This is a genomic window from Reyranella sp. (genome assembly GCF_050185545.1).
Lineage (GTDB): Bacteria > Pseudomonadota > Alphaproteobacteria > Reyranellales > Reyranellaceae > Reyranella.
In genome coordinates, this window is sequence record NZ_JBFWZI010000022.1 from 41871 (window position 1) to 66630 (window position 24760).

Annotated in this window: 36 protein-coding genes and 1 pseudogene; 2 read left to right on the plus strand and 35 right to left on the minus strand. The window is 67.6% G+C overall.

Features of this window, described 5'->3' with window-relative positions; genetic code table 11:
* Positions 1-2: 2 nt before the first annotated feature.
* From AB7O82_RS08760 to AB7O82_RS08785, 6 genes are all read right to left on the minus strand, one after another.
* On the minus strand, positions 3-293 hold the full coding sequence (locus AB7O82_RS08760) for a hypothetical protein (protein ID WP_428537297.1): 291 nt from the start codon (positions 291-293) through the stop codon (positions 3-5).
* 10 nt (positions 294-303) lie between these two features.
* Positions 304-1170, minus strand: a complete 867-nt coding sequence (locus AB7O82_RS08765; RefSeq protein WP_428537294.1) for an isocitrate lyase/PEP mutase family protein — start codon at positions 1168-1170, stop codon at positions 304-306.
* 276 nt (positions 1171-1446) lie between these two features.
* Complete coding sequence (locus AB7O82_RS08770) at positions 1447-1992, minus strand: glycine zipper domain-containing protein (protein WP_428537291.1); 546 nt, start codon at positions 1990-1992, stop codon at positions 1447-1449.
* The gene (locus AB7O82_RS08775; RefSeq protein WP_428537288.1) at positions 1989-4082 is read right to left on the minus strand and encodes a protein kinase domain-containing protein; all 2094 of its coding nucleotides are present in this window, start codon (positions 4080-4082) and stop codon (positions 1989-1991) included. Before AB7O82_RS08775 ends, AB7O82_RS08770 begins: the two co-directional genes overlap by 4 nt.
* Before the next feature lie 12 nt (positions 4083-4094).
* The gene (locus tag AB7O82_RS08780) at positions 4095-4982 is read right to left on the minus strand and encodes an FHA domain-containing protein (RefSeq protein ID WP_428537285.1); all 888 of its coding nucleotides are present in this window, start codon (positions 4980-4982) and stop codon (positions 4095-4097) included.
* 51 nt (positions 4983-5033) lie between these two features.
* Positions 5034-5894, minus strand: a complete 861-nt coding sequence (locus AB7O82_RS08785; protein ID WP_428537282.1) for an enoyl-CoA hydratase/isomerase family protein — start codon at positions 5892-5894, stop codon at positions 5034-5036.
* On the opposite strand from AB7O82_RS08785, the gene AB7O82_RS08790 reads away from it, so the two are divergent.
* Together AB7O82_RS08790 and AB7O82_RS08795 are read left to right on the plus strand one after the other, a co-directional pair.
* Positions 5893-7683, plus strand: coding sequence for an acyl-CoA dehydrogenase (locus AB7O82_RS08790; RefSeq protein ID WP_428537279.1), 1791 nt, complete (start codon positions 5893-5895; stop codon positions 7681-7683). The two genes, AB7O82_RS08785 and AB7O82_RS08790, sit on opposite strands and share 2 nt — an antisense overlap.
* 206 nt (positions 7684-7889) lie before the next feature.
* Positions 7890-8924, plus strand: coding sequence for a cytochrome P450 (locus AB7O82_RS08795; protein WP_428537276.1), 1035 nt, complete (start codon positions 7890-7892; stop codon positions 8922-8924).
* Positions 8925-9033: 109 nt separating this feature from the next.
* Here AB7O82_RS08795 and AB7O82_RS08800 read toward each other — a convergent pair whose 3' ends face one another.
* The 29 genes and pseudogenes from AB7O82_RS08800 to tuf form a co-directional block, all read right to left on the minus strand.
* Complete coding sequence (locus AB7O82_RS08800; RefSeq protein WP_428537273.1) at positions 9034-10263, minus strand: tetratricopeptide repeat protein; 1230 nt, start codon at positions 10261-10263, stop codon at positions 9034-9036.
* A 335-nt stretch (positions 10264-10598) separates the two neighbouring features.
* Entirely contained in the window at positions 10599-11021 is a 423-nt protein-coding gene (gene rplQ, locus AB7O82_RS08805; protein WP_428537270.1) for a 50S ribosomal protein L17, read from the minus strand.
* Between the two features lie 22 nt (positions 11022-11043).
* Positions 11044-12060, minus strand: coding sequence for a DNA-directed RNA polymerase subunit alpha (locus tag AB7O82_RS08810; RefSeq protein WP_428537267.1), 1017 nt, complete (start codon positions 12058-12060; stop codon positions 11044-11046).
* A 116-nt stretch (positions 12061-12176) separates the two neighbouring features.
* Positions 12177-12593 carry a 30S ribosomal protein S11 gene (rpsK, locus tag AB7O82_RS08815; RefSeq protein ID WP_428537264.1) on the minus strand — a complete coding sequence of 139 codons (417 nt, stop codon included), beginning with the start codon at positions 12591-12593 and terminating at the stop codon, positions 12177-12179.
* A 19-nt stretch (positions 12594-12612) separates the two neighbouring features.
* On the minus strand, positions 12613-12990 hold the full coding sequence (rpsM, locus tag AB7O82_RS08820; RefSeq protein ID WP_428537261.1) for a 30S ribosomal protein S13: 378 nt from the start codon (positions 12988-12990) through the stop codon (positions 12613-12615).
* A gap of 120 nt (positions 12991-13110) precedes the next feature.
* A complete protein-coding gene (locus AB7O82_RS08825; protein ID WP_428537258.1) occupies positions 13111-13761 on the minus strand; it encodes an adenylate kinase in 651 nt (216 codons plus the stop codon).
* Positions 13758-15101 carry a preprotein translocase subunit SecY gene (secY, locus tag AB7O82_RS08830; RefSeq protein ID WP_428537255.1) on the minus strand — a complete coding sequence of 448 codons (1344 nt, stop codon included), beginning with the start codon at positions 15099-15101 and terminating at the stop codon, positions 13758-13760. Before secY ends, AB7O82_RS08825 begins: the two co-directional genes overlap by 4 nt.
* A gap of 68 nt (positions 15102-15169) precedes the next feature.
* Entirely contained in the window at positions 15170-15649 is a 480-nt protein-coding gene (gene rplO, locus AB7O82_RS08835; protein WP_428537252.1) for a 50S ribosomal protein L15, read from the minus strand.
* 37 nt (positions 15650-15686) lie between these two features.
* Positions 15687-15881, minus strand: a complete 195-nt coding sequence (gene rpmD / locus AB7O82_RS08840) for a 50S ribosomal protein L30 (RefSeq protein ID WP_428537249.1) — start codon at positions 15879-15881, stop codon at positions 15687-15689.
* Positions 15882-15904: 23 nt separating this feature from the next.
* Positions 15905-16495, minus strand: coding sequence for a 30S ribosomal protein S5 (gene rpsE, locus AB7O82_RS08845; RefSeq protein WP_428537246.1), 591 nt, complete (start codon positions 16493-16495; stop codon positions 15905-15907).
* A gap of 11 nt (positions 16496-16506) precedes the next feature.
* On the minus strand, positions 16507-16869 hold the full coding sequence (gene rplR, locus AB7O82_RS08850) for a 50S ribosomal protein L18 (RefSeq protein WP_428537243.1): 363 nt from the start codon (positions 16867-16869) through the stop codon (positions 16507-16509).
* A gap of 11 nt (positions 16870-16880) precedes the next feature.
* Positions 16881-17414: a 50S ribosomal protein L6 gene (rplF, locus tag AB7O82_RS08855; RefSeq protein WP_428537240.1), complete on the minus strand. Its 534-nt coding sequence runs from the start codon at positions 17412-17414 to the stop codon at positions 16881-16883.
* A 2-nt stretch (positions 17415-17416) separates the two neighbouring features.
* The gene (gene rpsH / locus AB7O82_RS08860; protein WP_395709355.1) at positions 17417-17815 is read right to left on the minus strand and encodes a 30S ribosomal protein S8; all 399 of its coding nucleotides are present in this window, start codon (positions 17813-17815) and stop codon (positions 17417-17419) included.
* A gap of 16 nt (positions 17816-17831) precedes the next feature.
* Positions 17832-18137: a 30S ribosomal protein S14 gene (rpsN, locus tag AB7O82_RS08865; RefSeq protein WP_428537236.1), complete on the minus strand. Its 306-nt coding sequence runs from the start codon at positions 18135-18137 to the stop codon at positions 17832-17834.
* A gap of 14 nt (positions 18138-18151) precedes the next feature.
* Positions 18152-18694, minus strand: coding sequence for a 50S ribosomal protein L5 (gene rplE, locus AB7O82_RS08870; protein WP_428537233.1), 543 nt, complete (start codon positions 18692-18694; stop codon positions 18152-18154).
* Positions 18695-18705: 11 nt separating this feature from the next.
* A complete protein-coding gene (gene rplX, locus AB7O82_RS08875) occupies positions 18706-19029 on the minus strand; it encodes a 50S ribosomal protein L24 (RefSeq protein ID WP_428537230.1) in 324 nt (107 codons plus the stop codon).
* 8 nt (positions 19030-19037) lie between these two features.
* Positions 19038-19406: a 50S ribosomal protein L14 gene (gene rplN / locus AB7O82_RS08880; protein WP_428537227.1), complete on the minus strand. Its 369-nt coding sequence runs from the start codon at positions 19404-19406 to the stop codon at positions 19038-19040.
* Between the two features lie 18 nt (positions 19407-19424).
* Entirely contained in the window at positions 19425-19673 is a 249-nt protein-coding gene (rpsQ, locus tag AB7O82_RS08885) for a 30S ribosomal protein S17 (RefSeq protein ID WP_428537224.1), read from the minus strand.
* Positions 19674-19683: 10 nt separating this feature from the next.
* The gene (gene rpmC, locus AB7O82_RS08890) at positions 19684-19875 is read right to left on the minus strand and encodes a 50S ribosomal protein L29 (RefSeq protein ID WP_428537221.1); all 192 of its coding nucleotides are present in this window, start codon (positions 19873-19875) and stop codon (positions 19684-19686) included.
* Positions 19876-19891: 16 nt separating this feature from the next.
* Positions 19892-20305, minus strand: coding sequence for a 50S ribosomal protein L16 (rplP, locus tag AB7O82_RS08895; RefSeq protein ID WP_428537218.1), 414 nt, complete (start codon positions 20303-20305; stop codon positions 19892-19894).
* 6 nt (positions 20306-20311) lie between these two features.
* Positions 20312-21031: a 30S ribosomal protein S3 gene (gene rpsC / locus AB7O82_RS08900; protein ID WP_428537215.1), complete on the minus strand. Its 720-nt coding sequence runs from the start codon at positions 21029-21031 to the stop codon at positions 20312-20314.
* A complete protein-coding gene (gene rplV, locus AB7O82_RS08905) occupies positions 21031-21417 on the minus strand; it encodes a 50S ribosomal protein L22 (protein ID WP_428537212.1) in 387 nt (128 codons plus the stop codon). The genes rpsC and rplV overlap by 1 nt, the downstream gene beginning before the upstream one ends.
* A 4-nt stretch (positions 21418-21421) precedes the next feature.
* Entirely contained in the window at positions 21422-21700 is a 279-nt protein-coding gene (gene rpsS / locus AB7O82_RS08910) for a 30S ribosomal protein S19 (RefSeq protein WP_395709345.1), read from the minus strand.
* A gap of 21 nt (positions 21701-21721) precedes the next feature.
* Positions 21722-22555: a 50S ribosomal protein L2 gene (gene rplB / locus AB7O82_RS08915; RefSeq protein ID WP_428537207.1), complete on the minus strand. Its 834-nt coding sequence runs from the start codon at positions 22553-22555 to the stop codon at positions 21722-21724.
* Between the two features lie 16 nt (positions 22556-22571).
* Positions 22572-22886: a 50S ribosomal protein L23 gene (locus AB7O82_RS08920; RefSeq protein WP_428537204.1), complete on the minus strand. Its 315-nt coding sequence runs from the start codon at positions 22884-22886 to the stop codon at positions 22572-22574.
* Positions 22883-23503: a 50S ribosomal protein L4 gene (gene rplD, locus AB7O82_RS08925; protein ID WP_428537201.1), complete on the minus strand. Its 621-nt coding sequence runs from the start codon at positions 23501-23503 to the stop codon at positions 22883-22885. Before rplD ends, AB7O82_RS08920 begins: the two co-directional genes overlap by 4 nt.
* A 21-nt stretch (positions 23504-23524) precedes the next feature.
* A complete protein-coding gene (rplC, locus tag AB7O82_RS08930) occupies positions 23525-24241 on the minus strand; it encodes a 50S ribosomal protein L3 (protein WP_428537198.1) in 717 nt (238 codons plus the stop codon).
* 43 nt (positions 24242-24284) lie between these two features.
* Entirely contained in the window at positions 24285-24599 is a 315-nt protein-coding gene (gene rpsJ / locus AB7O82_RS08935; RefSeq protein WP_395709340.1) for a 30S ribosomal protein S10, read from the minus strand.
* A gap of 30 nt (positions 24600-24629) precedes the next feature.
* Positions 24630-24760, minus strand: a pseudogene (gene tuf / locus AB7O82_RS08940) (elongation factor Tu); the annotation flags it as partial.

Here is a 24760-nt window from a genome sequence, read left to right on the forward strand (position 1 = left end):
CGTCAGCTTCTGGTCCCGTTGTCCTTGCGCTCCACGATCTCGTACTGGACGTCGATCACCTTGCGGTCGGGATGGGCGGGCGGCCCCGCCGGCGGTTTGCCGGTGAACAGACGGCGGATCCAGTCGCGCGCCTTGAAGCCCAGGATGGCGATCAGCACGACGGCGGCAACGCCCGCGATCACGGCGAAGCCCAGCACCGCCAGCACGACGAAGCCGATCAGGCCGGCGATCGCCTGCAGCCAGACGCGCAGCGGCAGGCGGGACAGCATCTCGAGGAATTGCTTGCCGTTCACGGCATCTCTCTCACTGCGCCCAGCGCTTCTCGAAGTCCCAGACCTCGGGGAAGCCCATCAATTCGTGCATGTTGCGGTACTGCGGGACGTTAACCCCGATGCTGGTCCCTTGTTCCTTGAGATGGGACCAGGCCATGCGCATCGCCTCGGCGGCGACGCTGAAGCCCAGGCCGGGATAGATCGCGAGATCGAAGCCCCACTGCTTGAGCCGCGCCGCCTCGACGCGCGGCGTCTTGCCGAACTCGACCATGTTGGCGAGCAGCGGCTTGCTTACCTCCTTGCCGATCCGTTCCAGCTCGGCCTCGCTCTCCGGCGATTCGACGAAGATGACATCGGCGCCGGCTTCCTCGTAGAGCCGGGCGCGACGCAGCGCCTCCTCGAGGCCGTGCGCCGTGCGGGCATCCGTGCGCGCCACGATCATGGTTTCGCCATGGCGGCGCGCCTCGACGGCGACCTTGATCTTGAGCACCATGTCCTCGGCCGGCACGACGCGGCGGCCCGGCGTGTGACCGCACTTCTTGGGCATCTCCTGGTCCTCGATCTGGATGGCGGCGACGCCCGCGGCCTCGTAGCCGCGCACGGTGCGCTGCACGTTCAGGAGGCCGCCATAGCCCGTGTCGGCGTCGGCGATCAGCGGCGTCGCCACGACCGAGCAGATCATCTCGGCCCGTCCCACCATGTCGGAGTAGGTCGCCAGGCCGGCGTCGGGCAGGCCCAGCATCGACGCCGTGGCGCCGTAGCCCGTCATGTAGAGCGCCGGAAATCCCATGCCATCGGCGACGCGGGCCGATATGCCGTCGTAGATGCCGGGAGCGAGGATGAACTCGTCCCTCGCCAGCCGATCGCGCAGCGCCCGCGCCTTGGGATTGCCCGCCATACCCGATCCTTTCGTTCGAGATTCCTCCCCCCCCGCGGAGCTGCCGGGGAGCGGACCATCTCATGTTCCTCCCTCCGTCATACGGGGGAGGTGGTCCGCAGGACTGGAGGGGGATAGCCTCAGACGAGGTTCATGAGATTCCGACGTAGGAACTTCATAAGCTTCGCGTGAGGCTCTCCCCCTCCGCCCCGTATGACGGGGCACCTCCCCCGATTACGGGTGAGGACTGGAGATGCGATCCATCCCCTGCTCTGCGAAGCCGGGAAAGAACATTAATCAGACCGAGACCGGCTTCAGCTCGCTCGAGCCGGCCGACTTGCAGAAGGTCGTCGTCTCGGTCGTCGTCTGGCCGTTCTTGGTGGCCGACATCTCGATTGGCCGGCAGGTGCTGCCGTCGGCACGATTGCTGGCCGGCCCGACCGCCTTGGCCGCGACCACCGTCGGCGGCGCGGTGCTCGAGCGCTGCGCCGGATCGACGGTGTATGTCGTCTGCACGTTGGTCGGCGAGTCGAAGGCGACCTGGGTCGCCTGGGCGAGGCGCGCCCGCTCCTGCTGGTCGAGCGCGCGGCCGACCAGGTTTCCGGCAATCGCGCCGACCAGGGCGCCGCCCACGACGCCGCCCGCCGTGCCGAAGGCAAGACCGCCGACGGCGCCGCCGACCGCCGCGCCCAGGACGGTCCCCATCGCCTGGTTGGAAGGCCCGCCGTCGCTGCTGGTGGTGCAGGCGGTGGCAAGTCCGAGCGCCGCGACCATGCCCACCATCGCCACCGCGATCCTACGCCACGACGCACGCACGGGGGACTCGGCTGCCAGTACAGTCATTTTGAACACCTTTTCTTGTAATCGGAAACAGACACTCTACCCCAAAGGGATCGCTTGCCGCCACGGGCCTCGTCCTCGACGTCGGCATAGGAGCGCGGCGCATCGCACGACGCCAGCACCAGACCGTTGCGCACCAGGGCCAGCGCCAGGTCGTCGCGCTCGGCGTCGGGCACATCGGCCAGCGGTTCCTTGGCCGTCAGCTTGGTGATCAGGCAGCGATAGAGCGGCGTGCCGTCGGTCAGCCGGTCGGTCTGGCGGCAGCGCAGATGGCGCGGCTTGGCAGCCAGGGCCTTGACCGCGAGCTGGTGCAGGTCGGGATCGGCGACGATGTCGACGCCCTGCAGGCGAACCTCGTCGGACCGGTCCTTGAGCCCGATCATCATCAGCGTCTTGCCGAAATGGTCGAACGCGCCGGCGACGAACTCGATCGCCTTGCGAGCGTCCTCGATCGCCTTGCGGCGCGCCTCGGCCTCCTCCTCGGCCTTGCGCCTCGCCTCTTCCTCGGCGCGCTTCTGAGCGGCCATCTCGGCCACGATCTTCTGGCGAGCCTCGGCCTCGAACCGCTTGCGCTGCTCTTCCTCGGCGGCGGCCCGGCGCTGCTGTTCGGCGGCGTCCTGCTCGGCCTTCAGCCGGCGCTGCTCCGCCGCCTCCTGCTCCCCCTTGATACGATCCTGCTCGGCTTTCTGGCGGCGCTCGGCCTCTTCCTCCTCGGCCTTGATGCGATCCTGCTCGGCCTTCTGGGTGCGCTCTGCCGCCTCCTGCTCGGCCTTCTGGCGCGCCTGTTCGGCGGCCTCCTGCTCGGTCTTGAGACGCTGCTCGTTCTCCGCGCGCAGTCTGGCCGCTTCCTCCTCGGCCTGCTTCTGCCTGGCAGCCGCCTCCTCGGCCAGTCGGTTGGCCTCGAGCGCGGCCGGATCGGGGCCGCGCGGCACGAAGGCAAAGTACCCACCGCCTCCCAGCAGAATGAGCACGACCGCGGCGATGGCGATCCACAAGCCGGTGCGCCGCGGCGCGGCGGAGGAGTCACCTTGCGCCCCCGCCAGGATCGGGACATGCCGTCCCTCGGACTTCGCCGGAGGCTTGGGTGCAGGCTTTGCCTCCGGCGTCGGCTCGGAGTCCTTGCCCATTACGACCGTCGAATCGCCCGCCGGCGCCGCGGTCATCGCGAGAATGGGCCGCCAGCCGGCGATCGACTGCGGCCGCTCGCGTGCCGCCACCGAAAGGCCGGCATCGACGCCGGCCAGCACGCCCGGCTTGAAGCCCGCCGGCTTGATCTGCGCCAGCGGCTCGCAGGCATCGTCGAGCATGCGGTCGAAGGCGCTCGGCGGCACCCTGCCGGCGATGGCGTGATAGAGCGTGGCCGACAGCCCGTAGATGTCGGTCCATGGGCCCTGCTTGGCCGACGTCATCTGCTCGGCTGCGGCATAGCCCGGCGTGAAGATCGCGGTCAGCGCCGTGCTGCGGCCGGCCATCGCCGCACGCGAGGCGCCGAAGTCGATCAGGGTCGGATTGCCGCCGGCATCGAGCAGGATGTTGGCCGGCTTGATGTCGCGATGCAGGAAGCCCGCGCTATGGACCTGCTCCAGCCCGTCGAGCAGCGGCCACAGGATGCGGTCGACCTCCTCGGGGCCGAGCTTGCCGTTGCGCTTGATACGGTCTTCCAGGGTCTCGCCATGGAGCAGCTCCATGACGATGTAGGCCGTTCCGTTGGCCTCGAGGAAGTCGAAGACCTGGACGATCGCGGGCACGCGATGCAGGCTGGCGAGCGTGCGGCCTTCGGTGACGAAGCGCTCGCGCCCCCAGCTGAAATCCTCGGCCATCTTGGTCGTGCGTGGCAGCACGGTGATGTTGTCCTGCCGGATCGCCAGTGCCGATGGCAGGTACTCCTTGATGGCCACCTCGCGGCCGAGCTGGACGTCGCGGGCGCGATAGGTGATGCCGAAGCCGCCCTGCCCCAGAACCGAGACGATCTGATAGCGTCCGATCGTCTGGCCGGCCTTCAGCGCCACGTAATCGACGTCGTCCGGAGCCTGCTGTCCGGCAACGATCGTCTGCGACGACGGGTCGTCCGATTGGCTGTCGGGTCCGGTCATCGGCGCACGGCCCTAGAGTTGACGCACGAGCATGTCGACGTCGCCCAGCCGCACCTTGGTGCCGGCGCGCAACGTCACCGGCTCGGTTTGCTTCAGCGCCTTGCCATCGATCGAGGTGCCGTTGGTCGACCCGAGATCCTCGAGCGTCAGCGAGTCGCCGGTCAGGCTGAGCTTAGCGTGCCGGCGCGATACGGTCGGATGGGCGACCACGAGATCGCACTGGTCTGAGGCGCGACCGATCACCATGCCGCCGTTGCGGCTCATCAGCTTGTCGAGCGTGACCTCGAACGAATGGCGCTGCTTGGTCGAATCGGTGCCTTCGAAGCGCAACGTGACCACCGGCATGATGCGGGTCGTCGTGCCGACCGTTGCCGGCGCCTTGGCCGGGCGGACGTGGAAAACCTGCACGGCGCGGCTGACATTCTTCAGCTGATGCTCGCCGCCGTCGACGAAGATGTATTCGACACGCAGCTCGGCGAGGTCGCGCACGGCGCGCGATACGGCGATGCCACCGGGCTCGGCCAGAGCCTGGATGCGGGCCGCGAGGTTGACGCCGTCGCCGAAGATGTTCTGATCCTCGTCGTCGACGATAACCTCGCCGAGATGGACGCCGACCCGGAACAGCATGCGCTGCTCCGCACTCAGCGCCTCGTTGAAGCGTGCCATGCGTTCCTGGATGTCGATCGCTGCCCCCACCGCGGTCACGGCCGAGGTGAACTCCGCGAGCATGGCATCGCCCGCCGTGCCCACCAGCCGGCCCTTGGCGGCATCGATCGCCGGCCGCCAGACCTCGATCTGGGCCGACTTCAGATGGCGGAAGGTGCGCGTCTCCGCGCCTTCCATCATCCGGGTGAACCCGGCGAGGTCGGCATGGATGATGGCGGCCAGACGGCGCTGCATGACCTATTTAGTCTACCAGTCTCGTGGCGATTTTGCGTCTGCCGTCATGTCTCAGCGCCCCTTGAAGGCGGGCGCCCGGCGCTCGCGCAGGGCGCTCAGCCCCTCGCGCAGGTCCTCCGAAGTCTGGCATTCGCGGATGCCGTCGCGAATCCTGGGGATATCCGGCTCGGCTTGGGCGAACTGCTCGATCGCCCGCTTCATGTTGGACATCGACAGTGGCGCCAGGCCCGCGAGCTTTGCGGCAGTCTCGTCGACCCGGATGGCGAAGTCGGCGCGATCGACCAGCCAGTCGAGATAGCCGACCCGCAGCAGGTCCTCGTCGGTGAAATCCTCCGACAGCAGGAAGGCGCGCTTGGCGAAGCTCGGGCTGACCTTCTGGGTGTAGCGGCGCAGCCCGCTCGGGTAGTAGTGCAGGCCGAAGCGCGCCGCCGGCATGAAGAAGCGCATGCCCCGAACGCCGAGGCGGAAGTCACAGGCTAGCGCCATGTCGGTCGCGCCGCCATAGACGCCGCCGTTCAGGGCGCACAGGGTAGGCATCCGCATCGCCTCGAGCCGGTCCATGACCTTCTCGAAGCTGTTCTCGCCATCGGCCGGCCGGGCGCCGTTGCCCGACGGGATCGAGCCGAGATCGTAGCCCGAGCAGAACGTCTTCTCTCCGGCGCCGGTCAGCACGGTGACCCGTACGGCGGGATCCGCATCGGCCGTCTCGATCGCCTGCCGCAGCAGGCCGAGGCCGGCCGGATCGAGGCGGTTGTGCTTGGCTGGATCGTTGAGCGTGATGGTGGCTCGCGGGCCGTCGATGGCAAGCAGAACCGGGGCGAGCGGAACAGGGTCGGTCATGGCGCGAAAATAGCCGAGCCGGTCGCCAAAAGCGACCGAGCGCGGCATATTGCGGCCCCGGAGGGAAGTCATGACCTATACCGCCCCGTTGGCCGACATGCGTTTCGCGCTGCGCGAAGTGGCCGGATTGCAACAGGTCGCCAGCCTGCCGGGCTACGAGCATGCGACCGACGATACGGTCGACGCGGTGCTCGAGGAGGCTGCCAAGCTCGCCGGCAACGGGCTCGCCCCGCTCAACCGCGACGGCGACAAGGTCGGCGCCCGGCTGGAGAACGGCGTGGTGCGAACGGCGCCGGGCTTCGCCGGCATCTACAAGGAATTCGTCGACGGCGGCTGGAATTCGCTCCCGTTCGATCCGGAGTTCGGCGGCCAGGGCATGCCGTGGCTGCTCGCCGCCACCGTGCAGGAGATGTGGCAGGCCGCCAACATGGGCTTCGGGCTGGTGCTGCTCCTGAACCAGGGGGCGATCGACGCCATCCATCATCACGGCTCGACCGAGCAGAAGGCCCGCTACCTGCCGAAGATGATCGCCGGCGAGTGGACCGGCACGATGAACCTGACCGAGCCCCAGGCCGGCTCGGACCTGGCGCAGCTCAAGTGCAAAGCGGTGAAAGAAGGCGACCATTACCGCATCACCGGCCAGAAGATCTTCATCACCTACGGCGAGCACGATATGGCCGAGAACATCGTCCATCTCGTGCTGGCGCGTACACCGGAGGCGCCCGCCGGGGTGCGCGGCATCTCGCTGTTCATCGTGCCGAAGTTCCTGCCCGAGGCCGACGGCAGGCCGGGCAAGCGCAACGACCTGCGCTGCGTGTCGCTCGAGCACAAGCTCGGCATCCATGCCAGCCCGACCTGCGTCATGTCGTTCGGCGACGACGGCGGCGCGATCGGCACCCTGGTCGGCGAGGAAGGCCGTGGCCTCTCCTACATGTTCACCATGATGAACAACGCCCGCCTGTCGGTCGGCATCCAGGGCCTGGCGATCGCCGAGCGCGCCTACCAGCAGGCCTCGGCCTTCGCCAAGACGCGGGTGCAGTCGAAGGACGACGGCAGCGCCCGGCCAGAGCCGGTGTCGATCATCCATCATGCCGACATCAGGCGCATGCTCATGACCATGCGCGCCCAGATCGAGGCCATGCGGGCGCTGGGCTACTACACCGCCGCCGGGATCGACGGCGCACTGAAGCATCCCGACCGCGAGCAGGCGCGCCGCACCCAGGACCGCGTCGACCTGCTGATCCCGATCGTCAAGGCGTGGTTCACCGACCTCGGGAACGAGATCGCCTCGATCGGCGTGCAGGTCCATGGCGGCATGGGCTTCATCGAGGAGACCGGCGCCGCCCAGCACCTGCGCGATGCGCGCATCCTGCCGATCTACGAAGGCACCAATGGCATCCAAGCGCGCGACCTGGTGGGTCGCAAGATCGCCAAGGACGGCGGCGAGGCGATGCTGGAGCTGGTGGCCGAGATGCGTGCGCTTGCCGAGGAGATGGCGGCCCCGCCGGGCGACGATCTGGCGGCGATCCGCAGTGCCCTCTCGGCCTCCGCTGACGCGCTGGAGGATGCCACGAAGTGGGTGGCCCAGTCGGTCAAGGGCGAGCTGGTGGCCGCGCTGGCGGGCTCGGTGCCGTTCTTGCGCCTGGCCGGCACGGCGCTGGGCGGCTGGCTGCTGGCCAGGAGCGCGCTTGCCGCCCAAGCCAGGCTGGCCGCCCGCGACGGGGATCCGGCCTTCCTGGAGGCCAAGCTGGTAACGGCGCGCTTCTATGCCGAAGTGGTCCTGCCGCCGGCGCTGGCTCAGCTCGGCCCGCTCAAGGCCGCCGGCCGCACCGTGTTCGCGCTCACGGAGGCGCAGCTCTGAACCGCGGGCTGATCGAGCTGCCGGCGGACGAGGCGGAAGCCTTCGCCGGGCGCTTCGACCTGGCGGCGCTCGAGCCCGCCTTCCTCGCCGATCCTTTCCCCTATTATCACGCGCTGCGCCGCTTCGCGCCGCTGAAGCGCCTGCCCGACGGCAGCGTCTTCGTCTCGCGCTATGCCGACGTCGCGGTGTGCTACCGCGACGCCCGCATGCGGTCGGACAAGAAGACCGAGTTCGGCCCCAAGTTCGGCGTCGGCACGCCGCTCTACAAGCACCATACGACCAGCCTGGTGTTCAACGATCCGCCCCTGCACACCCGGGTGCGCAAGCTCCTGGCGGCGGCCTTCACGCCGCGCGCGCTGGCCGCCCTGCAGCCTCGCATCGAGGCGGTGGTCGATGGGCTGCTCGCCGAGCATGCCGAGCGGGGCCGCATGGACCTGGTCGAGGATTTCGCCTTCCGCCTGCCCGTCGAGGTGATCTGCGACATGCTGGGCGTGCCGCCGGGCGACCGCGCGCCGTTCCGGCGCTATTCGCTCGCCATCCTGGGCGCCCTCGAGCCGGTCGCCGGCCCGCAGCGCCAGCAAAGCGGCAACGCGGCGGTGGCCGAGTTCTCGGCCTATCTCGACGCGCTGGTGGCCGAGCGGCGGCGCCGGCCGGCCGACGATCGCGACATCCTGGGCACGCTGATCCACGGCGAGATCGACGGCGAGCGGCTGAGCCACGACGAACTGGTGCAGAACTGCATCTTTCTGCTCAACGCCGGCCACGAGACGACGACCAACCTGATCGGCAACACTGTCGACGCCCTGCTGCGCTTTCCCGACGAGCTGGCACGGCTGCGCGAGGACCCGGGCCTACTGAAGAGCTGCATCGAGGAAGGCCTGCGCTACGAAAGCTCCAACCAGCTCGGCAACCGCCGGCTGGCCGAGGATCTCGAGATCGGCGGCGAGCTGCTGGCCGCCGGAACCTACCTGCACATCGGCATTGGCGCCGCCAACCGCGACCCCGACCAGTTCCCCGAGCCGGACCGCTTCGACGCCGCTCGCGAGCCCAACCGACACTTCGCCTTCGGCTCGGGCGTGCACATGTGCCTGGGCGCGGTGCTGGCCCGCCTCGAAGGCACCATCGCCATCGGCCGCCTGGTCGAACGCTTCGACGGCCTCGCGCACGATGGCGCTCCCGAGCGCGGCGGCCGCGCCCGCTTCCGCGGGTTCAACCGCTACCCGATTGCCTGGCGCAGGTAGGAAGCGCTCATGCTCTTCTGGACTGCGAGCGTCTCGCTCGCTCATGAATCTGAGCGAGCGAGACGCTCGCAGTCCGGAAGAGCATGAGCAATTTGCGAGGATACCGCTCCTAACCGTGCGTCCGCCGGAACAGCATGGTCACGTTGCGCCGGCGATTCTCGAAACCCTCGGCGAACCGGGTGGCCGCGGTCTGGTGGAAGATCGTGCCCCTGAACAGCAGCGCCCGGTTTTCGCCGTAGGCGAACGAGGTCTGTCGCGCGCCCTGTTGCCGGAGGAAGGCGTGGATGTCCCGGCTGCCGACGTTGTAGTCCTCGAAGGTCCAGTCGTCGGGAGCGGCGACGTCCCAGACGTCCAGGCCTCCGGTACCGGGCTCCAGGTTGGCGGAGTCCGGCGTGATCCAGAAATTGAGGCTGATGTCGGACTGGTCGGCGTGAACGTCGGTGCCGGGCCGCTGATGCTGGCAAACGAACGACCACCAGTAGTTGAGATGAAGGCCGTCCAGCAGCTCGGGCACGGCCTGCCGCAGCTCCGCCGCGATCTGCAGCAGAAGCGGGCTGAAGAAGCCGGATTCGGGATTTGCCCCGAGATAGCCAGCCGGGTACGGCCGGCGCCAGACAGTCGACCGCAAGCAGAATCGCTGCAGCTGGCGGAGTGCCTCTTGTGTCAGCAGATCGTCGACGCAGGCGACCCCTTTGCCCTCACCGCCGAAGGCTTGCACGACCTGGCTCCAGTCATTTCGCGGGTTGAGGCAGCGGGCGGGCGGCGCCTCGTCGTGTATCACGAGCGGCGGATCGGCCAGCACGCGGCCATATTGGCCGCCCATCGGAAGCGTCGGGATCTCGCTGCCGGCGCCATCCAGCACCTGATTGAGCTTGTGCTGCGCGGCTTCTCTCACACCGGCGGGGACGGGCAGCAACGTGCCGGGCGCAAGATAGTCGGCCTGTTCCAGATAGACGAGCTGCTCGAGATTGTGCAGCGCCTGGTGCGCATGAACGGCGATCGGCCCGGCTCCGACAGGGGTCGTGCCGAGCCGGGCGAGCCCGAGCGCCGCACGGAAGTCCGCCAGCGCCGCCTCCGGCTCGTTCAGCGCCGCCCGCACGCGCGCCAGCATCACGCGCGCGGCGTGATCCTGCGGGCCAGCCGCGACCGCCGCGAGCGCGCTCTCCCTGGCTTCCGTGAGCTCTCCCAGCTGGAGGGTCATGGATGCCAGGGCCACGAGAGCGGCTACCGAAGGTTCCGACCGCACCAGGATGCGCAGGGCGTCGGCCGCTTCCCCATACCGGCCAGCGACGATGCTGCGCGAAATCTCCTCGGGCACCGGGGCTTGCGAACGGACCATGGGTGCACTCTATGAACAAGGCAGCCCTGGCCGGCAACCACCCACGAGCGAAAGGTCTCTCATGGCTGGAGCGCGCCACTCATGGGCGCTGACTTTCGGCCTCCTCCCCAGCTTCGCTGGTGTCCTCGTCTTCGCGGACGGAGGGGTCATGAATCATGAGGATCATGACCCCTCCGTCGCCGTAAGACGGCGACACCTCCCCAGCGAAGCTGGGGAGGAAAGTTGGCGCCCATGCAGTGGCGCGCTCACGGCCATGAGCGTCCTTTAGGTCGGCCCCAAAACGAAAACGCCCGGTCGACGACCGGGCGTTCCGCAATCGTGAAGGCGAAAGACGTCTACGCCGCTTCCTGCTGCTCGGCCTTCTCGGCCGAGGGGCCGGAATCCTGGCCCTTGGCGGCAGTGTCGCGCTCGACGAACTCGATGACGGCCATCGGCGCGGCGTCGCCGTAGCGGAAGCCCGCCTTCAGCACCCGCAGGTAGCCACCGGCGCGCTGCGAGTAGCGCGGGCCCAGCGTGGTGAACAACTTGTCGGCGACATAGGGGTCGCGCAGGAAGCCGATCGCCTGGCGGCGGGCGTGCAGGCCGCCGCGCTTGCCGAGCGTGACGAGCTTCTCGACGATCGGCCGCAGGTCCTTCGCCTTGTGCAGCGTGGTCGTGATCTGCTCGTGCTTGATGAGAGCACCGGCGAGATTGGAGAACATCGCCTTGCGATGCTCCGCGGTGCGGTGGAACTTCCGACCGCGATTTCCGTGACGCATGAGCTAAATCCCTTCCACCGGCCTAGTAGGGCTCTTCCAGCCGCTTGGCCATTTCCTCGATGTTGTCCGGCGGCCAGCCCGGGATTTCCATGCCCAGGTGAAGGCCCATGCCGGCCAGGACTTCCTTGATCTCGTTCAGCGACTTGCGCCCGAAGTTCGGCGTGCGCAGCATCTCCGCCTCTGTCTTCTGCACCAGATCGCCGATGTAGATGATGTTGTCGTTCTTCAGGCAGTTGGCCGAGCGAACCGAGAGCTCGAGCTCGTCGACCTTGCGCAACAGGTTGCGGTTGAACGGGAAGTCGTCCTGCTGCTCCTCCTTGCGGACCTCGCGCGGCTCCTCGAAGTTGATGAAGAGCTGGAGCTGGTCCTGCAGGATGCGGGCGGCGAGCGCCACCGCGTCGTCCGGACGCGTCGTGCCGTTGGTCTCGACCGTCATCGACAGCTTGTCGTAGTCGGTGACCTGGCCGACGCGGCTGTTCTCGATCTTGTAGGAGACGCGCTTGACCGGGCTGAACACCGAATCGACCGGGATCAGGCCGATCGGCGCATCCTCGGCGCGGTTGGCCGCGGCCGGCACGTAGCCCTTGCCGGTGGCGACCATCAGCTCCATCGAGATCGAGGCGCCGTCGTCGAGCGTGCAGATGAGATGCTTGGGATCCATGATCTGGACGTCGCCCGGCAGCTCGATCATGCCGGCCGTGACCTCGCCGGGACCGACGGCGCGCAGGTAGAGGCGCTGCTCGCGATCGCCCTGCATCTTGACGGCCATCGCCTTGATGTTGAGGACGATGTCGACCACGTCCTCGCGGACGCCCGGGATCGACGAGAATTCGTGCAGCACGTTGTCGATCTTGATCGACGTGACGGCGGCACCCTGGAGCGACGACAGCAGGACGCGCCGCAGCGCATTGCCGAGCGTGAGACCGAAGCCGCGCTCGAGCGGCTCGGCGACGATGGTCGCGGTGCGACCGGAATCGACGCCGGCTTCGGTGACAAGCTTCTCCGGCTTGATCAGGTCCTGCCAGTTCTTCTGAAGCACGTGGGCTACCTCTCTAGACCGGTTGGTTCAGGGAATCCCGCGCCACGGCACGACGGGGACCCGTGAGTACATCGAGTGGGGCGGGCGACGCGTACTCGGGCGTCGCCCAGCTGAAATCAGACGCGACGACGCTTCGGCGGGCGACAGCCGTTGTGCGGGATCGGCGTTACGTCGCGGATCGCCGTGACGGCGAGCCCGACCGCCTGCAGGGCGCGCAGCGCCGACTCGCGGCCGGAGCCGGGACCGCGCACCTCGATCTCAAGGGTGCGCATGCCATGCTCCATGGCCTTGCGGCCGGCATTCTCCGCCGCCATCTGGGCGGCGAACGGCGTCGACTTGCGCGAGCCCTTGAAGCCCTGCTGGCCCGACGACGACCACGAGATGGTGTTGCCCTGGGCGTCGGTGATGGTGACGATCGTGTTGTTGAACGACGCGTTCACATGCGCCACGCCGGCGATGATGTTCTTGCGTTCCTTGCGGCGCGGACGAGCGCCGGTAGCGGCGCCGCTCGCGGCGGCAGCAGGCTTGGCCATAGTGCGACTTCCCTCGGGCTTACTTCGTGACTTTCTTCTTGCCGGCGATCGGCTTGGCGGGACCCTTGCGGGTGCGCGCATTGGTATGCGTACGCTGGCCGCGCACCGGCAGGCCGCGGCGGTGCCGCAGGCCGCGATAGCAGGCGAGATCCATCAGGCGCTTGATGTTCATCGCGACTTCGCGCCGCAGGTCACCCTCGACCGAGTAGTCACGGTCGATGGTCTCGCGGATGCGAATCACCTCATCGTCGGTCAGCGTGTTGACGCGCCGCGACTGGTCGATCCCCACTTTCCCCAGGATTTCCTTGGCCTTCGCCTGGCCGATCCCGTGGATATACTGCAACCCGACCACGACACGCTTGGCGGTCGGAATGTTCACGCCGGCAATACGAGCCAATTTCCCAACTCCTTCAAAGACTTATGGCGCGACAGTGCGCGCCCGTAACTTGTTCGCTGGCCCCGGAAAAGCGCGCGATTATAGGGAGTGGCGCTCCCGAGTCAACGGAACTTCGACTTGTCAAGCCCCTGATAAAACTCCAGTGATTTGACGGTAAACCTCGTCCATGGCGGCCATGCCGTCGACCTTCCGCAGCACCCCCCGCCGGGCGTAGTACGGCCGCAGCGGCTCGGTCTGGGCCCGATAGGCCGCCATGCGCGTCTTCATGGTCTCGGCATTGTCGTCCTTGCGCCGGACGAACTCCTTGGAACCGCAGACGTCGCACACGCCCTCGACCTTGGGACGCTTGAACTTGTCGTGGTAGCCGGTGCCGCACTTGGCGCAGCTGAAACGGCCGACGATGCGCTCGGTCAGGGCCTGCTCGTCGACCTCCATCTCGACCACCCGATCGAGGGTCTTGCCCTTCTTGTCGAGCATGCGGTCGAGCGCCTCGGCCTGCGCCTCCGTGCGCGGGAAGCCGTCCAGGATGAAGCCCTTGAGGCAGTCCGGCTGGGCAATGCGGTCCTCGATCAGGCCGACCATCAGCTCGTCGGGCACCAGTTCGCCCTTCTCCATGATGCCCTTGGCCTTGCGGCCGAGCTCGCTGCCCGACGCCACGGCGGCGCGCAGCATGTCGCCGGTCGACAGCTGGATCATGCCGCGCTCGCTCTGCAGGCGCTGGGCCTGGGTCCCCTTTCCGGCGCCCGGTGGCCCGAGCAGGATGATATTCATCGCCGTCCCCTCAAACGGGCCTTCTTGATGAGACCCTCGTACTGGTGGGCGAGCAGGTGCGCCTGGATCTGGGTGACCGTATCGAGGGTCACGGAGACCACGATCAGCAGGCTGGTGCCGCCGAAATAGAACGGCACGCCACCGCGGGCGATCAGGATCTCGGGCAGGATGCAGACCGCCGACAGGTAGATTGCGCCGACCACGGTGAGCCGGTTCAGGATGTATTCGAGGTACTCTGCGGTGTTCTTGCCCGGCCGTATGCCCGGCACGAACCCGCCATTCTTCTTGAGGTTGTCGGCCGTGTCGTTCGGATTGAACACGACGGTCGTGTAGAAGAAGCAGAAGAAGACGATCAGGCCGACATAGGACAGCAGGTAGAGCGGCTGGCCGTGACCCAGCCAGGTCGATATCCACTGCACCCAGCCCGGCTCGCCGGCGCTGCCCTGGAAGGAGGCGATGGTCGCCGGGAACAGCAGCAGCGAGGAGGCGAAGATCGGCGGGATGACGCCCGACGTGTTGATCTTGAGCGGCAGGTGGGAGGCCTCGCCGCCGTACATGCGGTTGCCGACCTGGCGCTTGGGATACTGCACCACGATGCGCCGCTGCGCCGTTTCGACAAACACCACGACCGCCACCACCGCGACCACGCCGATCGCCAGCGCGATGATGAACAGCGCCGACAGGGCGCCGGTGCGGCCGAGTTCGAGGGTCTGGATCAGGGCGCTGGGCAGCGCCGCCACGATGCCGGCGAAGATGATCAGGGAGACGCCGTTGCCGACGCCGCGGGCGGTGATCTGCTCGCCGAGCCACATCAGGAACAGCGTACCGCCGACTAGGGTGACCACGGTCACGAAACGGAAGAACAGGCCCGGGTCGATCACGACCGGTCCGGCCGAGGCGACCTGGCTCTCCAGCCCGACGGCAATGCCATAGGCCTGGAAGGCCGCCAGGACCACCGTGCCGTAGCGCGTGTACTGGTTGATCTTCTTGCGGCCGGCCTCGCCCTCCTTCTTCAGCGCCTCGAGCGACGGCACGACCGTCGTCAGGATCTGCATGATGATGGAGGCCGAGATGTACGGCATGATCGACAGCGCCAGCACCGACATGCGGCCGATCGAGCCGCCGGAGAACACGTCGAGCAGGCCGGCGATGCCGCCGGCGTTCTGGGCGAAGATCTCAGCCAGGGCGTGCGGGTCGACGCCGGGCACCGGGATGTAGGCGCCGATGCGGAACACCACCAAGGCGGCCACGGTGAACCACAGGCGCTTCTTCAGCTCGGTCGCCTTGCCGATTGCGCCCCAGTTCAGGTTGGATGCAAGTTGTTCGGCGGCGGATGCCATGGCCCCTCACGCGTGGACGACAACGACACGACAGGGACCGCCGGGCGGCCCCTCCTGCGCTGTCGGGCTCAGGCCGCCTCGGCCACGGGCTTGGGCGGCAATTCGACCTTACCGCCGGCCTTTTCGACCGCGGCGATCGCCGACGCCGAGGCGCCCGCGACCTTCACTTCGATCTTGGTCTTGATCTCGCCTTTGCCAAGGAGGCGAACCCCGTCCAACGCATTCTTGAACAGGCCGGCAGCCTGCATGGCGGCGGCGTCGATCGTCTTGCCGGCGTCCAGGCGGTTGTCGTCGATCGCCTTCTGCAGCTGGCCGAGATTGACCTCCTGCCACTGCTTCTGGTGCGGCGGCAGGAAGCCGCGCTTGGGAATGCGCCGGTAAAGCGGCATCTGGCCGCCTTCGAAGCCCTTGATGGCGACGCCGGTGCGCGATTTCTGGCCCTTGACGCCGCGGCCCGAGGTCTTGCCCTTGCCCGAGCCGATGCCGCGGCCGACGCGCATGCGCCGCTTGCGGGCGCCCGGATTGTCGGCAATCTCGTTCAGTCTCATCTTCCTGTCCCCTGCGCGTGCGCCGGCGCCCGGCCGGTCACTTCGCCTCTTCGTCGATGCGCACCAGATGGCGCACCTTGTTGATCATGCCGCGCACCTCGGGCGTATCGACGAGCTCGCGGCTGCGATGGCGCTTGTTCAGCCCCAGGCCGACCAGCGTCGCACGCTGATCGTCCGTGCGGCCGATCGGGCTGCCGGTCTGGGTGATCCTGATCTTCTTCTCGCTGGCCATGTGCCTGTTCCCTCGATCCGCCGTCAGGCGGCTGCCTCGACCACGGTATCGTCGCGCCGGCCGAGCAGGTCGCCCACCTTCTTGCCGCGACGCGTGGCGACCATGCGGGGCGAGTTGAGCAGCTGCAGGGCGGCAAACGTCGCCTTGATCATGTTGTGCGGGTTGGACGTGCCGACCGACTTGGCGACGATATCCTTGACGCCGAGCGTCTCGAACACGGCGCGCATCGGGCCGCCGGCGATGATGCCGGTGCCGGCCGGGGCGGCGCGCAGCGTCACCTTGCCGGCGCCGAAGCGGCCCTTGACGTCGTGATGCAGCGTGCGACCGTCGCGCAACGGAACGCGAACCAGGCCGCGTTTGGCCGCCTCGGTCGCCTTGCGAATCGCCTCGGGCACCTCGCGCGCCTTGCCAGCGCCGTGGCCGACCCGGCCGCGCTGGTCGCCGACGACGACGATCGCCGCGAAGGCGAAGCGCCGGCCGCCCTTCACGACCTTGGCCACGCGGTTGATGGTGACCAGCTTGTCGGTCAGTTCGTTTTCTTCGTCGCGATCACGATCGCGGCCACGATCACGATCGCGCGGGCCACGGCCGGAACCACCGGGTGAACGAGCCATGTGCTAACTCCTCAGAAGGACAGACCGCCCTCACGGGCGGCATTGGCCAGCGCCGCGACGCGACCATGGAACATGTAACCGCCGCGATCGAAGACGACTTCCTTGACGCCGGCGGCAAGCGCGCGCTCGGCGATCAGCTTGCCGACCTCGGTCGCCGCATTCTTGTCGGCGCCGGTCTTGATCCGGCCCTTGACCCCTTCGTCCAGCGACGAGGCGGATGCCAAGGTGGCGCCCTTCAGGTCGTCGATGACCTGGGCATAGATGTGCTTGCCCGAGCGGAACACGCTGAGGCGCGGACGGCCGCCGGCGGCCTGGCGCAGCGCGTGGCGCGTGCGCCGCTGACGGCGGGCGAAAAGGGCGTTGCGATCGGACATGGTGGTCTCGCTTACTTCTTCTTGCCTTCCTTGCGGCGGATCTTCTCGGTCGAGTACTTGATGCCCTTGCCCTTGTAGGGCTCGGGCGGACGCAGGCTGCGGATCTCCGCCGCGAGCTGACCGACCTTCTGGCGATCCGACCCGGTGATCTCCACCTCGGTTGGCTTCACCGCCTTGATCTGGATGCCGGCCGGGATGGCGACCTCGACGTCGTGGCTGTAGCCCAGCTGCAGCTTCAGCATCTTGGCGTCGGCCTGGGCACGATAGCCGACGCCGTTGATCTCGAGATTGATGGTGAAGCCGTCCGACACGCCCTTCACCAGGTTGCTGGCGAGGTTGCGGGCGGTGCCCCACTGGGTGCGGGCGCGGCGGCTGTCGGTGCGCGGCTTGAAGACGAGCTTGTCGCCGTCGCGGACGACCGACACGTCGTCGTGCACCATGAGTTCGAGCTCGCCGCGCTTGCCCTTGGCCTTGAGATGCTGGCCCTTGAGGTCGACGGTGACGCCTGCGGGGACCAAGACGGGATTCTTGCCGACTCGCGACATGGTCAGAACACCTTGCAGATGACTTCGCCGCCGACATTGGCGGCACGCGCCTCGGCGTCGGACATGACGCCGCGCGGCGTGGACAGGATCGAGATGCCGAGCCCGTTGAAGTGGCGCGGCAGCTCGCGGATCTTGGAATAGACGCGGCGGCCCGGGGTCGAGACGCGCTTGATCTCGCGGATCACCGGCCGGCCGTTGTCGTACTTGAGCTCGACGCGAAGCTCCTTGACGCCCGGCCGCAGCTCCTCCTCGAACCAGCCGCGGATGTAGCCCTCGCGCTGCAGCACATCGAGAACGTTCGACCGCAGGCGCGAGGCCGGAACGGTCACGCTGTCGAGGCGTGCCGACTGGCCGTTGCGAATGCGGGTCAGCAAATCACCGACGGGATCTGTCATCGCCATGATCTACGGTCCCCCGTTACCAGCTCGACTTCACGACGCCGGGCAGCGCACCCAGCGACGCGAGCTGCCGCAGCGCCACGCGCGACAGCTTGAATTTGCGATACACGGCGCGCGGGCGGCCGGTGATCTCGCATCGGTTGCGAATTCGCGTCGGCGACGAATTGCGCGGCAGCTCGGCGAGCTTGAGCCGCGCGCCGAAGCGCTCCTCGGGCGACAGCGTGTCGTCGACCGCCATCTCCTTGAGCTTGGCGCGCTTGGCAGCGTACTGCTTCGCCATCTTGGCGCGCCGGTTGTTCTTCTCGACAGAGCTCGTCTTGGCCATGTGATTCTCCGGCCTCAGTTCACGAACGGGAAGTCGAAGCCCCGCAGAAGCGCCCTGGCCTCCGCGTCGGTCTTCGCCGTCGTGCAGATGATGATGTCCATGCCGCGCACCATGTCGACCTTGTCGTAATCGATCTCGGGGAACACGATCTGCTCCTTCAGGCCCATGGCGTAATTGCCGTTGCCGTCGAACGACCTGCCGTTCAGGCCGCGGAAGTCGCGGACGCGCGGCAGGGCGATGTTCACCAGCCGGTCGACGAACTCGTACATGCGGTCGCGGCGCAGCGTGACCTTGGCGCCGATCGCCATGCCTTCACGCAGCTTGAAGGTGGCGATCGACTTGCGCGACTTGGTGATCACCGGCTTCTGGCCGGTGATCGCCGTCAGGTCGGCGACCGCGCCATCGACGGCCTTGCGGTCGTTGACCGCCTCGCCGACGCCCATGTTGACGACGATCTTGTCGAGCTTCGGCACCTCGAAGGCGTTCCCGTAGGAGAACTCCTTGATCAGCGCTTCGCGGATGGTGGTGGTGTAGCGTTCTTGCAGTCGCGCGGGCATGGCCCGTTCTCCTAGCGGTCGATGGTCTCGCCGGAGGCGCGCGCGATGCGCACCTTGCGGCCGTCTTCCAGGAAGCGGAAACCGATCTTCGTCGGCTTGTCCGATTTGGGATCCAGCAGGGCCACGTTGGAGACGTGGATCGCGGCCTCGCGTTCGATGATGCCGCCGGCGTCGGTCCGGCTCGGCTTGGTATGGCGCTTGATGACGTTCACGCCGGAGACGACCACCCGCTGCTCGGACGGCAGCACGCGCAGCACGTCGCCCACCCGGCCCTTGCTGCGACCGGCGATGACCTTCACCCGGTCGCCCTTCCTGATCTTGAGCTTGACGGACATGGCGGCTCCTAGAGGACTTCCGGCGCGAGCGAGATGATCTTCATGAACTTCTTGGCGCGCAGCTCGCGCGTCACCGGTCCAAAGATGCGGGTGCCGATCGGCTCGTCCTGCTTGCTGATGAGGACCGCGGCATTGCGGTCGAAGCGAATGGCGCTGCCGTCGACGCGGCGCAGCGGGAACGAGGTGCGGACCACGACGGCGCGGTGGACCTCGCCCTTCTTGACGCGGCCGCGCGGGATCGCCTCCTTGATGGAGACGACGATGACATCGCCGACGCCGGCGTACTTGCGGCGCGAGCCGCCCAGCACCTTGATGCACTGGACTCGACGGGCGCCCGAATTGTCGGCGACCTCGAGATTGGTTCGCATCTGGATCATGATCGTCGCTCCGTCGCGCTAGGCGTTTGCGCCTTCGACCAGAACTTCCCAGTTCTTGGTGCGAGACAGGGGCCGGCACTCGCAGATGCGCACCTTCTGACCGACCTTGCCCTTGAAGGCGTTGGTCTCGTCATGGGCGTGGTACTTCTTCGACCGCCGGATGAACTTCTTGTAGATCGGATGCTGGACGCGGCGCTCGACCTTGACGACGATGGTCTTGTCCATCTTGTCGCTGACGACGACGCCTTCGAGAATTCGCTTCGGCATTTACGGCTCCTTAACCTGCGGCCTTCTCGCCAAGCACCGTCTTGATGCGGGCGATGTCGCGCCGGATATGGCGCGCGCGGGCGGTCTTCTGCAGCTGGCCGCTGGCCTTCTGGAAACGCAGGTTGAATGCTTCCTTGCGCAGGTTGCCCAGCTCTTCCTTGAGCTGGTCGTTGGTGCGGGGACGCAGATCGCTGGCCTTCATGGCTCCCTCCTCTCCCCTAGGCGCCGGTGCGCGCCACGAAGCGCGTCTTGATCGGCAGCTTGGCGGCGGCCAGCTCGAGCGCCTCGCGCGCCACCGTCGGCGTCACGCCGTCGAGCTCGAACAGCACGCGGCCGGGCTTGACGCGCGCCGCCCAGAACTCCGGGGCACCCTTGCCGGATCCCATGCGGACCTCGGCCGGCTTCTTGCTGATCGGCACGTCCGGGAACACCCGGATCCACACGCGGCCGGCGCGCTTCATGTGGCGCGTGATGGCACGGCGGGCGGCCTCGATCTGGCGTGCGGTCAGGCGGTCGGGCTCCATCGCCTTCAGCCCGAAGGAGCCGAAGTCGAGGTTGAAGCCACCCTTGGCGGCGCCATGGATGCGGCCCTTGAAGGCTTTGCGGTACTTGGTGCGTTTCGGTTGCAGCATGGCGAATTACGCGTCCCTCTGCTCGCCGCGCTCGACACGCGTCGGCGTACGCTGCGGCGCAGCCTCCTCGGCGCGCTTGTCGTGCGCCATGGGGTCGTGCGCCATGATCTCGCCCTTGAACACCCAGACCTTGACGCCGCAGGTGCCGAAGGTGGTGAAGGCGGTCGCAGTGCCGTAGTCGATGTCGGCGCGCAACGTGTGCAGCGGCACGCGACCCTCGCGGTACCATTCCATGCGGGCGATCTCGGCGCCGCCCAGGCGGCCCGAGCAGTTGATGCGGATGCCCTGGGCGCCCAGCCGCATGGCCGACTGCACGGCGCGCTTCATGGCGCGACGGAAGGCGACGCGGCGCTCGAGCTGCTGGGCGATGTTCTCGGCGATCAGCGTGGCGTCGATCTCGGGCTTGCGGATCTCGACGATGTTCAGCGCCACCTCGCCCTTGGTCATCCTGGCGAGGTCGGAGCGCAGCTTCTCGATATCGGCGCCCTTCTTGCCGATCACCACGCCCGGGCGGGCGGTATGAATGGTGACGCGGGCGCGCTTGGCCGGACGCTCGATGACGATCTTGGCCACACCCGCCTGGGAGAGCCGCTCGCGCAGCATCTTGCGGATGTGGATGTCCTCATGGAGCATCTTGGAGTATTCGCCGCCCTCGGCGTACCACCGCGAGTCCCACGTCCGGTTGATGCCGAGCCGCAGGCCGATGGGATTGACCTTCTGACCCATTACTTGTCCTCCGCCTCGGCGCGCTCGCGCACCACGATCGTGAGATGGCTGAATGGCTTGACGACGCTGGCCGCGCGACCGCGGCCACGCGTATGAAAGCGCTTCATCGCCAGGCTCTTGCCGACCGACGCCTCGGCGACGATCAGGCGATCGACGTCGAGATTGTGGTTGTTCTCGGCGTTGGCAATGGCCGAGTTGAGCGCCTTCTTCACATCCTGGGCGATGCGCTTCTTCGAGAAGGTGAGCTCGTTGACGGCCGACGCCGCCTTCTTGCCGCGGATGGTGGCGGCCACGAGGTCGAGCTTGCGCGGGCTGACGCGGATGGTGCGCAGCACGGCCTTGGCCTCGTTGTCCGCCTCGCGGCGGGGAGCGGATGGCTTGCTCATCGCGTTAATCCTTCGAGACCTTCTTGTCGCCCGCATGGGAATGGAAGGTGCGGGTCGGCGAGAACTCGCCGAGCTTGTGACCGACCATCTCCTCGGTGACGTTCACCGGGATGAACTTCTTGCCGTTGTAGACGCCGAACGTCAGGCCGACGAACTGCGGCAGGATCGTCGAGCGACGCGACCAGGTCCTGATCACCTCGCTGCGGATCGACTGACGCGCCTTCTCGGCCTTCCTGATCAGGCTGCCCTCGACGAAGGGACCCTTCCAAACGGAACGTGCCACTGTCCTGTCTCCTCAATCCCGTCAGCGCGTCGCGTGGCGACGGCGGATGATGTACTGGTCCGTCGCCTTGTTCTTGCGCGTCTTCTTGCCCTTGGTCGGCTTGCCCCACGGAGTCACCGGGTGACGGCCGCCCGAGCTGCGGCCTTCACCGCCGCCGTGCGGATGATCGACCGGGTTCATGGCGACGCCGCGCACCACCGGCCGGCGGCCCAGCCAGCGGCTGCGACCGGCCTTGCCGATCACCGTGTTCTGGTTGTCCGGGTTGGACACCGCGCCGACCGTCGCCAGGCACTCGCTCGGCACGACGCGCAACTCACCGGAGCTCAGCTTGATCTGTGCGTAGCCCGAATCCTTGCCGACCAGCTGGGCGTAGTTGCCGGCCGAGCGTGCGAGCTTGCCGCCGGCACCCTTCTTCAGCTCGATATTGTGTACGATCGTGCCGACCGGCATGTTGCCGAGCGGCATGGCGTTGCCCGGCTTGATGTCGACGCGCTCGCCGGCCACCACCTCGTCGCCCGCTTTCACGCGCTGCGGCGCCAGGATGTAGGCGAGCTCGCCGTCGGCGTACTTGATCAGGGCGATGAAGGCCGACCGGTTGGGGTCGTACTCCAGCCGCTCGATCGTCGCCGCGACGCCGAACTTGCCCCGGCGCTTGAAATCGATCGTGCGCAGGCGACGCTTGTGACCGCCGCCCATGTGGTGGCTGGTGATGTGGCCATGGTTGTTGCGGCCGCCGGTGTTCGACTTGCCGCGGGTCAGCGCCTTGACCGGCTTGCCCTTCCACAGGCCGTCCCGATCGACGATGACCAGCTGCCGCATCGACGGCGTGATCGGTTTGAAACTCTTCAGAGCCATGTCTCTATCCCCCGTCCTACAGGCCCGTGGTCACGTCGATCTTGTGACCATCGACCAGCGAGACGATCGCCTTCTTCCAGTCGCTCCGCACGCCGGGACGGCCGCGGAAAACCTTGCTCTTGCCCTTCACCGTGACGGTATTGACCGCCTTGACCTTGACCTTGAACAGGCCCTCGACGGCCTGCTTGATCTCCGGCTTGGTGGCATCGCGGGCGACGCGGAACGTCACCTGGCCATGCTCGGAGCCGTTGGTGGTCTTCTCTGTGATCAGCGGCGAGCGGATCACCTCGTACATGCGTGCGCGCGACACGACAGTCGGCTTGGCGCTCATTGCAGGCGCTCCTCGAGATGCTTGACCGCGTCCTTCGTCAGCACGAGCGTGTCGCGACGCAGGATGTCGTAGACGTTGGCGCCCTGCTGCGGAAGGACGTCGACATGGGCAATGTTGGCCGCCGCCCGCGCGAAGTTGACGTCGACCTCGGCGCCAGCGATGACCAGCGCGTTGGCGATGCCCAGGCTGCCGAAATGAGCGATCAAGCTCGCGGTCTTGGGCTCGCTCAGCGCCGCCGCCTCGACCACCACCAGCTTGCCCTCGGCCGCCTTGGCCGACAGTGCCGTGCGCAGGGCGAGCTTGCGCACCTTCTTCGGCAGGTCGGACGCATGGCTGCGCACGACCGGGCCGAATGCCTTGCCGCCGCCGCGGAACTGCGGCGCCGCCTCGTTGCCGTGGCGCGCCCGGCCGGTGCCCTTCTGGGCGTACATCTTCTTGGCCGTGGCCGTCACCTCGGACCGGCCCTTGGTCTTGTGGGTGCCCTGCTGGCGGCGCGACAGCTGCCACACCACGCAGCGCTGCAGGATGTCCTTGCGGACGGGAACGGCGAACACGGCGTCGGCGAGATCGATCTCGCCGGCGCTACCGCCCTCGATGGTTTTGACCGCGATCTTCATCTTCTATCCCCGCATGCTCGCTCAGGCCGCTGGACCGGCATCGGCCGGGGCGGGCGCCTCGGCGGCCTTGCGCAGGCCGGCCGGGTACGGCGCGTCCTTCGGCCGGGCGCGCTTGGAAGCGTCCTTGACGATGATGTAGCCACCGCGCGGGCCGGGCACGGCGCCCGCCACCAGCAGAAGGCCCTTCTCGTCGTCGGCGGCGATCACCTTGAGGTTCTGCGTCGTCACGCGCTCGTGGCCGTAGTGGCCGGCCATCTTCTTGCCCGGGAAGGTGCGGCCCGGATCCTGGCGGTTGCCGGTCGAGCCGTGGCTGCGATGCGACACCGACACGCCGTGGCTGGCTTCCAGGCCGCCGAAGTTCCAGCGCACCATCGAGCCGGTGAAGCCGCGGCCGATGGTGGTGCCGACGACATCGACGAACTGGCCGGCCACGAAGTGGCTCGGCACCAGCTCGGCGCCGACCTCGAGCACGGCATCCCTGGCGACGCGGAACTCGACGAGCTTCTTCTTCGGCTCGACCTTGGCCTTGGCGAAGTGGCCGCGCATCGGCTGGCTGACGTTCTTCACCTTGGCCTTGCCGTAGCCGAGCTGGACGGCGGTGTAGCGATCCTTCTCCTCGGAGCGCACCGCAACCACCTGCAGATTGTCCACCTTCAGAACGGTGACGGGCACGTGCTCTCCCGCGTCGTTGAAGACGCGGGTCATGCCGACCTTCTGGGCGACGAGACCGCAACGCATGGTCCTGTTCCTTCTTCCCTTGTTCTTCCGGCTCGTCGTCCGATCAGGCGCCGAGCTTGATTTCGACGTCGACGCCGGAGGCGAGGTCGAGCTTCATCAGCGCGTCCACCGTCTGCGGCGTCGGATCGACGATGTCGAGCACGCGCTTGTGGGTGCGGATCTCGAACTGCTCGCGCGACTTCTTGTCGATGTGCGGCGAGCGGTTCACCGTGAACTTCTCGATCTCCGTCGGCAGCGGAATGGGACCGCGCACCTGGGCGCCGGTACGCTTGGCCGTGCTGACGATCTCGCTGGTCGACGTGTCGAGCACGCGATGATCGAATGCCTTCAGCCGGATCCGGATATTGGTGTTGTCCATGGTGAGGTGCCCGCCGCCCGTTGGCCTGGATTACTTTACGATTTTGGTGACGACGCCGGCGCCGACCGTGCGGCCGCCCTCGCGGATGGCGAAGCGCAGGCCCTCGTCCATCGCGATCGGCTGGATCAGCTCGACCACCATGCGCGCGTTGTCGCCCGGCA